This window comes from Corallincola spongiicola (genome assembly GCF_004284785.1).
GTDB lineage: Bacteria > Pseudomonadota > Gammaproteobacteria > Enterobacterales > Neiellaceae > Corallincola > Corallincola holothuriorum.
In genome coordinates, this window is the sequence record NZ_SHLY01000007.1 from 1 (window position 1) to 13,203 (window position 13,203).

13 protein-coding genes are annotated in these 13,203 nt (G+C 44.5%); all 13 read left to right on the top strand.

Annotated features, from left to right (window positions below; genetic code table 11):
• The first annotated feature begins 133 nt into the window (after nucleotides 1-133).
• The 13 genes from EXY25_RS15795 to EXY25_RS15860 all read left to right on the top strand — a co-directional run bounded on the left by EXY25_RS15795 (nucleotide 134) and on the right by EXY25_RS15860 (nucleotide 13,134).
• Nucleotides 134-601, top strand: coding sequence for a hypothetical protein (locus EXY25_RS15795; RefSeq protein ID WP_130567600.1), 468 nt, complete (start codon nucleotides 134-136; stop codon nucleotides 599-601).
• A 96-nt stretch (nucleotides 602-697) separates the two neighbouring features.
• On the top strand, nucleotides 698-1,015 hold the full coding sequence (locus EXY25_RS15800; protein ID WP_130567602.1) for a hypothetical protein: 318 nt from the start codon (nucleotides 698-700) through the stop codon (nucleotides 1,013-1,015).
• A gap of 119 nt (nucleotides 1,016-1,134) precedes the next feature.
• A complete protein-coding gene (locus EXY25_RS15805; protein ID WP_130567604.1) occupies nucleotides 1,135-1,572 on the top strand; it encodes a hypothetical protein in 438 nt (145 codons plus the stop codon).
• A 142-nt stretch (nucleotides 1,573-1,714) separates the two neighbouring features.
• A complete protein-coding gene (locus EXY25_RS15810; protein ID WP_130567606.1) occupies nucleotides 1,715-2,095 on the top strand; it encodes a hypothetical protein in 381 nt (126 codons plus the stop codon).
• Nucleotides 2,096-2,226: 131 nt separating this feature from the next.
• On the top strand, nucleotides 2,227-2,658 hold the full coding sequence (locus EXY25_RS15815; protein WP_130567608.1) for a hypothetical protein: 432 nt from the start codon (nucleotides 2,227-2,229) through the stop codon (nucleotides 2,656-2,658).
• Between the two features lie 59 nt (nucleotides 2,659-2,717).
• Nucleotides 2,718-3,008 carry a carboxymuconolactone decarboxylase family protein gene (locus EXY25_RS15820; protein ID WP_114338345.1) on the top strand — a complete coding sequence of 97 codons (291 nt, stop codon included), beginning with the start codon at nucleotides 2,718-2,720 and terminating at the stop codon, nucleotides 3,006-3,008.
• A gap of 239 nt (nucleotides 3,009-3,247) precedes the next feature.
• Nucleotides 3,248-3,739 (top strand): PEP-CTERM sorting domain-containing protein, encoded by a 492-nt coding sequence (locus tag EXY25_RS15825; RefSeq protein ID WP_130567610.1) that lies wholly within the window; start codon nucleotides 3,248-3,250, stop codon nucleotides 3,737-3,739.
• Between the two features lie 110 nt (nucleotides 3,740-3,849).
• Nucleotides 3,850-4,032, top strand: a complete 183-nt coding sequence (locus EXY25_RS15830) for a GNAT family N-acetyltransferase (RefSeq protein ID WP_130567612.1) — start codon at nucleotides 3,850-3,852, stop codon at nucleotides 4,030-4,032.
• Between the two features lie 360 nt (nucleotides 4,033-4,392).
• On the top strand, nucleotides 4,393-5,730 hold the full coding sequence (locus tag EXY25_RS15835; RefSeq protein ID WP_130567614.1) for a DUF4397 domain-containing protein: 1,338 nt from the start codon (nucleotides 4,393-4,395) through the stop codon (nucleotides 5,728-5,730).
• 370 nt (nucleotides 5,731-6,100) lie between these two features.
• On the top strand, nucleotides 6,101-6,652 hold the full coding sequence (locus tag EXY25_RS15840; RefSeq protein ID WP_130567616.1) for an EF-hand domain-containing protein: 552 nt from the start codon (nucleotides 6,101-6,103) through the stop codon (nucleotides 6,650-6,652).
• Between the two features lie 481 nt (nucleotides 6,653-7,133).
• Nucleotides 7,134-12,206, top strand: coding sequence for a thrombospondin type 3 repeat-containing protein (locus EXY25_RS15850; protein ID WP_130567618.1), 5,073 nt, complete (start codon nucleotides 7,134-7,136; stop codon nucleotides 12,204-12,206).
• Between the two features lie 236 nt (nucleotides 12,207-12,442).
• On the top strand, nucleotides 12,443-12,625 hold the full coding sequence (locus EXY25_RS15855) for a hypothetical protein (protein WP_114338348.1): 183 nt from the start codon (nucleotides 12,443-12,445) through the stop codon (nucleotides 12,623-12,625).
• A 140-nt stretch (nucleotides 12,626-12,765) separates the two neighbouring features.
• A complete protein-coding gene (locus EXY25_RS15860) occupies nucleotides 12,766-13,134 on the top strand; it encodes a Rap1a/Tai family immunity protein (RefSeq protein WP_130567620.1) in 369 nt (122 codons plus the stop codon).
• The last annotated feature ends 69 nt before the right edge of the window (nucleotides 13,135-13,203 follow it).

Consider the following 13,203-nt stretch of genomic DNA (forward strand, 5'->3'; position numbering starts at 1 on the left):
TAGTGGACAGTCAGTGGTACTTTTTGAGGTGCACCATTAAGTACCTAACAAGAAAAATCATTGGGACAAGTTAAACAGCGCGGCTTTGCCGCTAACTTGCTCCCTGTTTTAAGCGTTAACTGTCTGTAGAAGCATGAAACTAGAACTAGTACATTGTGAGCGGTTATCACCAGAACTATTCGAAAGGCATCCTGTTTGGGCTGAGTACTATGAGCCTGACGATGAGCACCGAATGGTTGAGGATGGTTTCGATCGGGCAGAGGTACAGCGAGAATTAAAGAGGGTCAAATATTCGGATGACTATTTGATCCCATTTATTAATTACGATAAACCATCGCCATATGAATTCACTATTTACAAAGCAAGTGCAACAGTGAATGATTCCAAGGTTCTTTTCGCCACTCTTTTTGTGATGGAGAATACTGTTAACTCTGTGACTATTTTTGTGGGTAATGAGCAGTTTGTCTTAAATCTAACAGATTCTGACTTCAGCGAGGAAAAGGAGTTATGTGCTGCTTTAGAAGTAAAATCAATCTTTTCTCTTACGGTTAGGTCGGATAAAGGCATTGAATTTAATGAGCGTTTTGAGTCTGGAGCGTAAAGCAGTTAACAAGCACAGTCTGTCGGACGTCAAAACCTTCGCTCCTTCGTAGCTACGGCTTTGTCGCCGCAGCTGTGGGCGTTATGTTTCTTAAGTATGAAAAAGATCAGTGAAGCTATCGAGGCTGGGAAGCAAAGAGGACATTCTGGCGAATACTCAATTGAGGGCGAAGAATACTATTGCTCAGCGGCTATACAGAAATACGGCTTTGTATATAAAGCTCACCTTTCAATAATCAAAGAGAGTGATATGGCGCAAGAAGCCTTTAAAGAGTGTTTTACCCGCGAGTTTTCTTGCTTAAAAGAGGCTATTCGATGCATTGAAGAGAGTGGCCCGATCAAGTTTTCTTTATTTGAGTCCTTAAAAGGGCAAAAGCTGTTCAATCCAGCATTCAACGAAGAAAACGAAACATAACAATGCAAGTCACTAACTCGTCGCTACGCTCCTCGGGGAAAAAGGCCACTGCGCGGCAAGCCGCTGGCCTTTGCCCTTGCTTGCGGCGTTAGCTGCCAAATGAAAAACGAAAACAATTTATGCCCCTTGTAGTAAGAATCATCCTGATAGTTATCACAATCTCAGCTGCGCTCGCTGTTGGTACACCTGTTTTAATGAACTACGCCGACCAAAAAGCGTCATCAGCTAGCTCGCAAGCTGACCTACAATGGATCGCTGATCAGATGAACGCTAAGCTTCCGAAAATGGTCGGCGAGAACATGAGTTTTGATCAGGTTGCAGTTAGACCCGATGGCTTTCAATTCATCTACACCCTCGTTGATTACGCGGCGGAAGAAATAGATACGGCTCACTACCAAACAGTAGTGGAAGAGCACTTTGTAAGCTCATACTGCACGGCTCCACAAATGCGCGTTTTTTATGAACAAGGCATTAACGTATTAGCCACCTATAAAGGTAAGAACGGTGGCATTCTGGCAAACGTTGCAGTAAATCGCTCGGCATGTGTAAGCAGCTAACAATGCAGCTCACTAACTCGTCGCTTTGCTCCTCGGGGACAAAAGCCACAGCGCGGCGGTTTTGTTTTGAAGACTCAAGTTTAAACGAAAACCTCCGCATAAATTTTCCACCCATTATGCTGGGCGTTAGGTGGCCTTTTATATGGATATGCAGCACTTCAAAAAAGTAATTTACGACCTAGCCCAACGGGCTGGTTTCACTGTTGTTGAGTTTCATGGTCCACTGGCTACACCGAACTTTTTTGCTGCTTTAATGGAACAAAGGGAAAAGGAGTTTGCTGTTCTCGCTTCCATAAATTCAGATTGGGCCGTTGTCTCAGGGTTTGAACCGTCGGTATGCGAACTCGACTTCATCGATAGCGCAGACGTCGCACGAGAGCTTAAGTATCGCCACGGTATCGATCTCATTTCGAGCAAAGTGCTTAATGGTCCATTTGTAACGAGGCCCTATTTAAGCCATAACGATGTTAAGTACTGGAAGCCTCAATCGTTGGGCGAGGCATTGTTCAACTGGTGGGACTAGCTGCTAACAAACAAATCATGGTGCTGCTGCGTAGCCGGATCCTATACTCCAGCGCTTAGCGCTTACATTCCGGCCCGATATTTGGCGGCTGCATCCGAGTAATATGTATTAGACAACATGGAAGTATATCAATGTCATCAACATTCGATTTTTATCAAAGCGAAGAATTCAGAAATGAACTTAGGGTGTGCCGACTCTTCAGGTTGAAATACCCTAGAGGTGGTCACTACAACGATGGCTTTGAGCTTTTGGGTGAAATCAAATTTGCTAATGGAGAGGAGCTATTAAAGGCCTTAGATGTTATTGGTGTTCGCTATAAAATCCATAGCGAAAAACCACAGGTATGGTGTCCTCCACCGTTAGCTGTTGGCTCAGAAACATGCTGGATTGAGTATGAAAACATCGTCACCTGTTTCGGATATAAAACATACGTAAAAATTGGCACGTGTGAGCCTTCACTTGAATTCAATTTCAACTCAGTTAGCTGGTATGAAGTCACGTTAGAAGACGTAAAACGAGCAGCTTCTTTCGAAAAGGTTCTAATCTCATACAATTTGTTGTGAAAAAGGTGCCTAACAAACAAAAGCAGAGCGCCCCAGCGTTATAATTCACAGAGGATCTCATGTTAGGAAAGCATCAAAAGCATTACGAAAATTTTTATCACTCCACTCACGAAAATGCGCATCTGGATTCCAAAACAGAGCTTTTAGTGGGGCTTGCTGCCGCCATGGCGATGAATTGCTTGCCGTGTACAAATTATTACTTAAAGCAGGCAAAGCAAGCGGGCATAACAAAAGGTGAAGTTTCCGATGTTACGGCGAAGGTTATGGCTGTTGCAGCAGGGCAAAAGAAACTTCAAATGCAGGAGGTTCTCGCCAAGTACGAAATCGACCTGGACTCCTTTGAAAAGTGAGGTCTAACAAAGTTTTCTGATTCTGTAGTTGAGCTGATTCAGTAGACCCTAAAGTCAAAAACGGTGGCAACGCCGGAAGGAGTGAGTGCCCAGAGCGTTGTGGAAATTGTCACTAAAGTTTACATATTTGTTAAAAAAAATGAGGGCTTTTAAAAAATATCGATAAATAACAATTGGTTAGCGGTCTGGCGCATTTCCTGCTTATTTCAGCAAACTCTTATTGTAGTAGGGCAGTAATAATGAAAAAGCAGTTTTTTAAAATCATCATGGGGTTGTCTCTTCTGGTCAGTGCCAGTGCAGCGCAAGCCGCTTTAATTGAATATGTAGGCTCATGGCAGGTTGGTGACGGCCCGAACTGGAGCTCTAACCCGCTTGCATATTCAGGTGTTGGTGCAGCTGAGGAGCTGTTTGGTGCTGGCACTTATATGATCTCGACAATTGACGATCAGGTCGCGAACATCAATAACATGGCTCACTACGCGATTATTGGTATCGGCTTCGAGGTTTTTGCTGAAGACTACTTCCGTGGTGTAGAAGGTATTACTCGCTATCAGGACGTTTACATTTTCGATCGTGACCTCGATACCGTCTCTGCTTATGTTCGTGACTTCGGTGTTGGTGGTACTAACTATGCGTTCCGGATCAGTGATGTTCCTGCGCCAGCGCCACTGGCGATGCTTGGCTTAGGTCTGGCTGGATTGGCATTTTTCAGAAAGAAGAAAGCTGCTTAGTGTTTTAAAGAACATTTAGCGATGAGCCTCGTCTTTTGACGGGGCTTTTTTGTATCTTGAATACCGAGCGGCTTGGCTTCGGCCTGAGTGGTCTTTGGCTTGGTTATCCCATGTGGTGTATTGAACACAATGGTGCAGGTGTAATCGAATACCTGTGGTATGGGTTCAACTCCGGTGAAAGCTCAGCGGTTATATACGATTTTCAAGTTATCGAGCAGTTTAGCGGAAAAGGCTATGGCCGGAAGATTTTTGCCAAACTTGAACAAACGCTGAGATCTGAAGGTGTTGATTAAATTTAACTATTGGTAGCCTACGAAAACAAGCCAGCTGTCAATCTATATGCCGAGCTGGGATTTAAACCCACTGGCGTCAACATGGTGAAGTGCACGAAAACATGCAAGTCACTAACTTGTCGCTGCTCTCCCCGGGGGCGCAGGTGTCAGTTTCCTTGTTGCCGCGATTAAGCTCTACTCCTTACGTCTATGGGTTTGTCGTTGCGGCATTTGGGCTTGGTGTTGCTAGTGCTGTATTCGTGTAATATTTCACGGCGGCACTGAGGCATTGGGTTCTTAACCAATCTTAACCTTCCTTGACAGCCATTAACGCTGGTCTAGATAGACTGCTTGCTGATTTTTTAACAAAAGATACTCAGCATGTTCATAACCCAGCCAATGAAGTTAACAGTCGTTTTACTTAGTGGACTATTTCTCTTTGCATGTGATGACAGTGACGATGACAGTAGCGGCGCGACGACGATGCAGGTCTACAATGTCTCTTCTAACAGTAGTCCTCTAACGTATGAGTTTGATGATTCATATACGCTCAGTGATATCTCTTTTTCTGATGCTACCAGCCCAAGTACTGTGAATAGTGGGACTTACTCGTTAGTTATCTCTGGAGTGAATTCCAACGGTGTTGACGACGAGATCTATGACGGTGAGGTTTCTCTGTCTGGAGAGCAGCGCCATCTGTTTATTTCTGCGGGGGACTATAGCCAGCTTGAACTCTACAGCGTGGAGTACAATCTGGACGATCTGGGCGATGACACCATGCGTTTGTTTGTCGCCGATTACTCGACTGATTCGCCGGGCTACGATATCTATCTGGGGGAGTCAGGCCTGGGCTTTGAACTAGCGAGTTTGATATCAACGACAGCCTATGGTGAAGCAGTGTTAGTGGGGGATTATGGGCTTGATGTGTATGACGTCTACCTGACCTCAGTCGGCAATAGTGAAGTACTTTTTACGGCGGAAAATGTCAGCTTGACGGGTGAAACCGCTTATTTTTTGGTGGTTAGAGACTCGTTCGGTGCCACTGAAACAGGCATTGCCATCGATAAGGTGCTGCTTTCAAGCACGGTGATCCATTATGAGGACAACTACGCTAACGCCCAGTATCGGGTAATTAATGTTAGCCCTGATGCGGTCTCTACTAGCCTGAAGAGTGGTGATGATGAAGTTCGTTCAGAACTCGTCGCAGCCAAGGGAGTCACTGAGTATGAAATATTACCCTACGGTGATTACAGTTTGTCAATCATGAACGAGGCCGAAGAGGTACTCCTTAACAACCTGCTGATCAGCATGCCGCAAAATGCCACTAAGGGGATCGCCGTATATCAAGATGAAGCGGGTGCGACACAATCTATCGCTTTTGAAGAGTCGGTACGGGCGATCGCTTTCAATAGTGATATCACCTTGGCTAATCTCAGCTACGACTTAGATGATGTGGATGTCTATTTCGTTCCTGAAGGGGAGACCCTAGAGAGCACTGACTATGACGCACAGGATCTTGATTTTGAGGAGCTGACAACGGGGGTGTTGCCGAGTGGTTTTTATCAGATCAGTGTCGTACTGGAGCGCGACGATGACTCCATGTTACTCCTGTATCAGTCTGACATACTTGAATTTGCCGCGGCGACAAACTACTCCTTGCTGCTGTTTAAAGATGACACTGCTGAATTTGGTTACGACATGGCGGTGGTAAGTAACTGAGCTGATTTAGTAACGCAGATTAGTTTAATTAAGTCGATAAAGCGGGCTTCAGTGACCATGGTCACTGAAGCCCGCTTTTGTCATTCGTTGGTTTTATTTTTGCTCTTTGTTTGTGCCATGGATGGTCATTCTTATTGCCGGAACAGTATTGCCTCATAAGGAATAGTGTTGCCGTTTCAGTCGGTTAGCTATTCAAATGGGTGAATTTGATTAATTCATTTTTTACGTTTGTGGCAGGATTTTCCGATGCTTTTATCGTTATGGGTGTTGAAAGTAAAGTTAGGTAAATCTGTGTAAATATTGCTCTGATTGGAATTGCATTTGCTTAGTGATTGGTGCCACCAATTTTACTATTCACGGAGAACTGGCAATGAATATTTCAGGTACGGGTACATTTAGCTCGATACAGATGAAGTCACAGATGGATGAGGTTAAAGCGCAAAGGGATGAAATTAAGGCGCAGATGGATGAGGCTTTTGCTACGGCGGATACAGACAATAGCAACAGTGTAAGCGTGGAGGAGATGAGTGCTGCGTTGGCTGCACAAGGGGCCGAATTTAATGCTGAAAAATTGGCACAGCATTTCACTGAAATGGACACGGACGAAGATGGGCAAGTATCGGTAGCGGAGCGCGATGCGTTGCTGGAAAGCATGAAAGATCGTATGGAGGGGATGCCAACAGGCATGCCTGGTGAAACCGCTGGCGGTCCTCCTGGCCCTCGTGCGGCGGCAGATACCGCACCACTATTTGAAAGTCTGTTGCAAAGTTTGAGCGAGGATCAAGAGCAGGGCAGTACCGAGCAACTCGAATTGAACGAACTCATTGAGAAGCTGCAAACTGAAGGCTACAACCAAGACAATGTGGACCAAGCGGTGAACTATATTCGGGAACTGATCCCCATTGTCAGCACTACGGCTTGAATATTCGTGAAGTGGCCAGCTTTTAACGTGTCGCGTCTATCAAGGAGGCTTACATTGTTGCTCCTGACTGCGATACCGTTTCTACTTACGATAGCGACTTTGGTGCAGATGTTACTAACTAAGCGTTCCGGATTAGCGATGTTGCTGCGCCAGCGCCACTGGCGATGCTTGGCTTAAGTCTGGCTGGCTTGGCATTTTTTAGAAAGAAGAAAGCTACTTAGTTAAGCGTTTTTATGCGATGAGAAGCCCCGTCTATGACCGGGCTTTTTTTATGTCTAAAGCTCTCTGCGGGTTCTGCTCTGCTGGGTGGTTTATGCCGTTCACTAAAGCTGCAATGTTAAACGGTACCCGATTGCTCAATAGTTCGACAGTCTTCACGGTTTTTATGAATATTTGTAATTGCGTCTCAGCTTAATTAGTTGCAATATATGCTATGTATCATATTGATAAATAATAGTAAGTTATCAATGTTGAGTTGTTGATGTTCGATATTACAAGGATGTTTATGTGTATTCTCACCTCTTCGCGGATTTGTTCTGCGTTCTTTTTAATCATCTCTACCTTTGTGTCTAGTACCTCATATGCAACGACTGAAGGTAAGACACTTAGTTATTCCGATGGATTTGAGTCAGGTTTAGGTCACTGGTCTAATACTGCTGGCGCAGATACGGATGAATGGAGTCGAGATGCCTCGGGTACTCCTTCTTCTGGAACCGGCCCCTCTTCTGGTGCTGACAGTAAGTGGTACATGTACGTCGAAACATCTTCGGGCGGCGCTTATCACGCAAGTGAAACAGCCATTTTAATGGGGCCTGAAGTCAATGCCGCTTCGGTTACCGTGGTGTTTGACTACCATATGTATGGTTCAAGTATTGGCAATCTATCGCTTGAAGCTTTAAGTGAGGGCGTTTGGACTCAAATATGGAATGCCAGTGGACAAAAGCACTCCTCAAATGATGCTGCTTATCTAACAGGCGAGGTTGAGCGTAATGCTTATACTGAGTCGCTACGCTTTGTCTATACCGCAGCGGGCGGATTTAGAGGGGATGTCGCCATTGACAACATTGAAGTCTGGTTAGGCTCAATGGACCCGGTTGCTCCAGTTTTTGAAAGTAGCCCTTTAGTAAAACCCTTGGCAGTTATTGATGCTTCATATAGTGCAAGTATTGCGGGGGATGCACACGATGAAAACGGTGATAGTCTCACTTTCTCTAAGTTGTCAGGACCTCAATGGTTAGAAGTTGGAATTGATGGGCAACTTACTGGAATACCTCTGGCTACGGACATTGGTGCCAACCGTTTTGAAATAGAAGTCTCTGATGGTGAACTGACTGCGACTACTTTTTTGGATGTTATGGTCGCAGAAACTGATGTAAGAGCGCCGTTACTTGCCGCAGACTTCGAATCTGGCTGGGGCGGGTGGGAGAATGACGTCATTAATGCTTCTAATCAATGGCTTCGTCATATGGGAGAGACTCCTTCTCCTGATACAGGCCCTGATTCTGGAACGAATAATGAGGCTTATTACCTATATTTCGAAACGTCCGCAAATTTTGCAAATGACGCAGGAAATACTTCCATCCTTCTAAGCCCGACGATTGAGCCTGCAAATAGTGTCGAGTTAAATTTCGATTACCATATGTTTGGGACAGACATTGGTACCCTTTCTGTCGATATATTCTCTCAGGGTATGTTGGTGGAGGATGTTTGGCAGGTTTCTGGTCAGCAGCACCTGTCATTGGCTGCTGAATACACTTCGGTAAAGGTTGACTTGAGTGCTTATACCGATGTGACAGGTATTCGCTTTAAGGCATTGGCTGTTGGTGGTTTCCGAGGTGATATCAGCATCGATAATATCCAGCTGATAGGAATTACAGCACGAGATGAAGACAGCGACAATATCGACGACGCTTATGATCGTTGTCCAGACACTCCAGAGGGAGAAAGTGTCAATGATGAAGGTTGTTCTGCTTCGCAAATCGACAGCGACGGTGATGGTGTCAATGACGCTGAAGACCTATTCCCAAATGATCCGAATGAAACGTTAGATACGGATGGCGATGGTGTCGGTAATAATAGTGATGATGACGACGATGGCGATGGAATTCCTGATATCACTGATTTTTATCCGTTAATCTCATTAGGTGGTTTAACTGACTCTGATCTTGATGGTATTCCCAATGACTGTAACGAAGCTTGCGTTGCGCTTGGTATGGCGGCTGACTTAGATGACGATAATGATGGTGTTGACGATATCGCAGACGCATTCCCAGTTAATCCTACGGAAACGTTAGATACGGATGGCGATGGTGTCGGTAACAACAGTGATAGCGACGATGATAATGATGGCGTCGCGGATATATCAGATGCTTTCCCGCTAAATGCTAATGAACAGCTTGATACTGATGGCGATGGTATAGGTAATAATGCCGATAGTGACGATGATAATGACGGCGTCGCAGATATAACAGATGCTTTCCCGCTAGATGCCAATGAACAGCTTGATACTGATGGCGATGGTATAGGTAATAATGCCGATAGTGACGATGATAATGACGGCGTCGCAGATATAACAGATGCTTTCCCGCTAGATGCTGATGAACAGATCGATACAGATGCAGATGGCATAGGTAACAACGCAGACAGCGACGACGACAACGATGGTGTTTCAGACGCTCTAGATCAGTTTCCGCTGGACAGCACAGAATCTCAAGATTTCGATGGTGACGGTGTAGGGAATAACACTGACCTGGATGATGATAATGACGGCGTACCAGATACCGAGGATGCATTTCCTCTTGATCAATCTGAGAGCGCCGACCATGACGGCGATCTTATTGGCGACAATGCCGACCGTGATGATGACAACGATGGCGTAGAAGATAGCGTTGATTATTTTCCGCTCGTATCTTTGGATGGTCGTTCGGACACCGATAGTGATGGTGCGCCAGATACATGCGACATCGACTGTCAAAACTCTGGGTTGAGTGCAGACGTTGATGATGACGGTGACGGCTTGATCGAAATCGCGAGTCTGATGGATCTGGATAAAGTACGTTACAACTTGTATGGAGATGCCTTCGGGACGAAAAGCGCTAGCTCTTCAGTGGGGTGTGGTGACGGTTTAGCCGTTATTAGTTGCGCTGGTTACGAGTTGATAACGAATCTTGATTTTGATGAAAATGGCAACGGAATCAGTGATGACCCCTTTAATGCAGGTGAAGGTTGGGATCCTATCGGTGAGGAGGGATATGGTTCCTATGAGTTCAACGCTATTTTTGAAGGCAATAACCATGAGATCCGTAATCTAACCATTAATGTTATTCCCGCATACAACAATAGTATTTATTACTATTCAGGCTTGTTTGGTTCGGCAGGCCCTAACTCTGTGATCAGAAACCTTGCCGTTGTTGGTGCTAACTCGTCAGTCAATATCAATTCTGATTTCGTGGGGCTTTTGGTTGGAAAGAATAGCGGCCTGATTAGTAATATCTATGTGAGTGGAAATGTGGTTGCCCAGGACTATGCCGGCGGGTTAGTTGGCAGAAACTCTGGTCTTATTGAGCGCTCAGTAAGCATAGGCACGATCTCTGGTCAGTTTGATGTCGGAGGTTTAGTGGGCTCAAATTCCGGCACAATTTCGGAATCGGCAAGTCATATGAGGGTTTCTCGTGCATTAAACGATGGTGGTGGGCTTGTCGGAAGTGCTAGTTCCAGTAGCGTAATTATGAATGCTTTTTCTACCGGGAGCGTGACCGGACGAACGGTGGGTGGACTGATAGGGACTGCGATCGGCGGAATCGTTGAAAATACGTATAGCCTAGGTTTGGTCACGTTGTATGAAAATGCACATGGCGCAGGCTTTGCGTATTCAGCTTCTGACACGGATATTAATGATTCATATTGGAGTACTGAAAGTAGTGGTTTCTCTATTGGCTTGCATGAGGCAGCAACTGGAGAAGGACTGACAGGCTTGAATAATGATGAATTGACTTGCCCAACAGAGCCTGAAGCTTATTCTGATTGTTCAATTGCGCCAATGTATCTTAACTGGAGTGAAAGCATTTGGTCGTTCGGAACCCAGCAAGACTATCCTACACTGATAAACCTTCCGCAATATATAGACACTGACGGCGACGGTGTTTTCGATAATCTTGATGATTTTCCACATGATCCTGAAGAGTATCGCGATAACGATCATGACCTAATTGGCGACAATGTTGATGAAGATGACGACAATGACCTGATCCCCGACCATGTTGAAATACAAAATGGTTTGAACCCGTTGAATAAATTTGATGCTGGATACGATGCCGATTTAGATACGTTTTCGAACTTGGAAGAGTATCTTGTTGGAACCGATATAAATGATTTAACTTCGTTACCAGTTGTAATAACAAGTCAACATTATTCGTTTGAAAACCAGATCTTACCAAATGGTTGGCGGGTTAATTCCATAGCAATACCGTGGCAAGTAGATGACACAGCGTCATCAGACGGCAGCTATAGCATTTTCACTAATAACGCTGGAAGTGTGGAATTCAGCTTGCGATTTAGTGGTAATAGAGTTCAATTCGATGCCTATAATAATTGTGAGAATGTTGGACAATTTACGATCTCAGTTGATGGTGAAGAAATTGGGGCATACGATGTAAGTAATAACTGGAGCTCATACTCATTTAGCGTGTCATCAGGTGTAAGAACGGTGAAAATTGAGACGCTTGAAGATTGTGGTCTTCGTTTAGATAATATTTCTATTTCTCCTTTGGAAAACATTCTTGATTCAGGTGCAACATGGGTTGCTATATCGGATGGAGCATTGAGTCACTTTGATCTTCTCTTCTATAGTGATTCAGGTGATGTAATTCGGCGAGAAAGAATTCAAAGCCTAATAGTTGATACCGTTCCAAGAGACTTGGCTGTGTTGGAGGGGGGAAGAATCGCAGTTTTAAATGGCGAGAGTGACTCTGAGTTAGCAATTTATGATACCTCTACGCATTTATGGTCATTTATGAATTTTGAAAAATGGGACCAAATAAATAATGTGTACTTTGGCGCAGTCGATGTGTCAGGGAATTATATATTCTCGAACGACATGATTGTAGGAGAAGATGTTGATAGTGGTGTTATAAGGTTTGATACTTCTGATGGTAGCGCTGTTAGAGTAAAAGGTAATAATTATAATACACTGACGGTTGGGTTGGATAACAAGCTATATGCTCTAGATGAAAGAAAAGGGATTGATGTGTATGATCCTGTTTCAATGGAGGTAATAGGCATTGTTGAACTGCCGATTAGAGCTAAAATTTCTGTTGATGAGTTTGGATACATATACGCTTCTACATCTTCAGGGTGGATTAATAAGTATGACTCTACAGGAAGTAAAGTAGGGTCGATATTTATATCTAGTGAAGGTGTTCAGGATATATCTATTAATAGCTCTGATGAGATTTATTTTGTTAGTGGCGGTCAAGTGTTCGTTACAGATAGCTTATTGGAATCATACTTTAACGTAGCAAGTGGTGATATTTTGCTATCTGAATTTGTTAAATAATAAGCAATCTAATCCGTTTTAGATTAGCCGTCTAGACAATAAGTGCGTAGCTTGTTTTTAACGATTAAGTGCAAAGCCCCGTTTATGACGGGGCTTTTTTTATGTCTTAAGCCCCTTGCTGATTCTGCGCTGCAGGGCCGTTTATGCCGTTAATCTTTCGCGCTGAACGCCGTTATGCGTTAAGCCGTCTAAGCTTGAATTGTCGATGGCTTTAATCAGGTGGCGGGAGGTGAGTGATGACTCACGATAAAGACAAAAGTAGTTGGGCGATAGGCGGCGGCGTGTTGATCGGCACTGGCGTGGGTTTCTTTTATATTCAGACTTCTGTTTTGGCGTTTGTAGGCTCTATCATAGTGGGGCTTGGCTTCGGCCTGGTGTTGACTGCGTTCCTGTCGAAAAGGGCACAGCCTCATGATTGACATTGACCAAGCTGTTAAGTTGCTTTTTCCCCGAGCGCATCTATAACGACGATTCAAAATAAGATTTATTTTTCTGCACCTTAGCTTCTATTTCTAAAAAACGGCTATGGTTAATAAGAGTTAATTTTGGGAGATTTTTGATGATGAAATGCCGCCTAGTATTGTTGATGTTTTGTTTGTCTGCGGGTTGTTTTAGCGCAGCTAACGCCGAGGACAGTTTTGACACCAAAACTATCGGTGATCTGCTTACCCTGTGTGATATGTCGATTGATGACCCTTGGTATGGTGTGTCGCAGGCTTACTGTCTCGGTTATATCAGCTCGGCCCAAGATGCGCAGGTTATCGGTAAGAAAGGTGATCCTGCTTCCTGCCCTGATGCCACTGTGACGCGTCAGCAGATATTAGATAATTTTCTGGTTTGGGCAAATCAACACCCAGAGCAGATGGAGAACCCAGTGCCGGTGAGCGGCCTGACATTATCCGCCAGTAAAAAGTGGCCTTGCCAGTAATCGCTAAACATTTAACCCTTGCTATTGTTTAGACCGTCAGTAAGAGTTTCTCTATGCCAAAACCAACGG

What these genes read in the sequence shown, in the direction of transcription:
- EXY25_RS15795 (WP_130567600.1), top strand. Translation starts at nt 134, where the DNA reads ATGAAACTAGAACTAGTACATTGTGAGCGGTTATCACCAGAACTATTC.
- EXY25_RS15815 (WP_130567608.1), top strand. Translation starts at nt 2,227, where the DNA reads ATGTCATCAACATTCGATTTTTATCAAAGCGAAGAATTCAGAAATGAA.
- EXY25_RS15800 (WP_130567602.1), top strand. Translation starts at nt 698, where the DNA reads ATGAAAAAGATCAGTGAAGCTATCGAGGCTGGGAAGCAAAGAGGACAT.
- EXY25_RS15860 (WP_130567620.1), top strand. Translation starts at nt 12,766, where the DNA reads ATGATGAAATGCCGCCTAGTATTGTTGATGTTTTGTTTGTCTGCGGGT.
- EXY25_RS15855 (WP_114338348.1), top strand. Translation starts at nt 12,443, where the DNA reads ATGACTCACGATAAAGACAAAAGTAGTTGGGCGATAGGCGGCGGCGTG.
- EXY25_RS15850 (WP_130567618.1), top strand. Translation starts at nt 7,134, where the DNA reads ATGTTCGATATTACAAGGATGTTTATGTGTATTCTCACCTCTTCGCGG.
- EXY25_RS15820 (WP_114338345.1), top strand. Translation starts at nt 2,718, where the DNA reads ATGTTAGGAAAGCATCAAAAGCATTACGAAAATTTTTATCACTCCACT.
- EXY25_RS15810 (WP_130567606.1), top strand. Translation starts at nt 1,715, where the DNA reads ATGGATATGCAGCACTTCAAAAAAGTAATTTACGACCTAGCCCAACGG.
- EXY25_RS15840 (WP_130567616.1), top strand. Translation starts at nt 6,101, where the DNA reads ATGAATATTTCAGGTACGGGTACATTTAGCTCGATACAGATGAAGTCA.
- EXY25_RS15830 (WP_130567612.1), top strand. Translation starts at nt 3,850, where the DNA reads ATGTGGTGTATTGAACACAATGGTGCAGGTGTAATCGAATACCTGTGG.
- EXY25_RS15835 (WP_130567614.1), top strand. Translation starts at nt 4,393, where the DNA reads ATGTTCATAACCCAGCCAATGAAGTTAACAGTCGTTTTACTTAGTGGA.
- EXY25_RS15805 (WP_130567604.1), top strand. Translation starts at nt 1,135, where the DNA reads ATGCCCCTTGTAGTAAGAATCATCCTGATAGTTATCACAATCTCAGCT.
- EXY25_RS15825 (WP_130567610.1), top strand. Translation starts at nt 3,248, where the DNA reads ATGAAAAAGCAGTTTTTTAAAATCATCATGGGGTTGTCTCTTCTGGTC.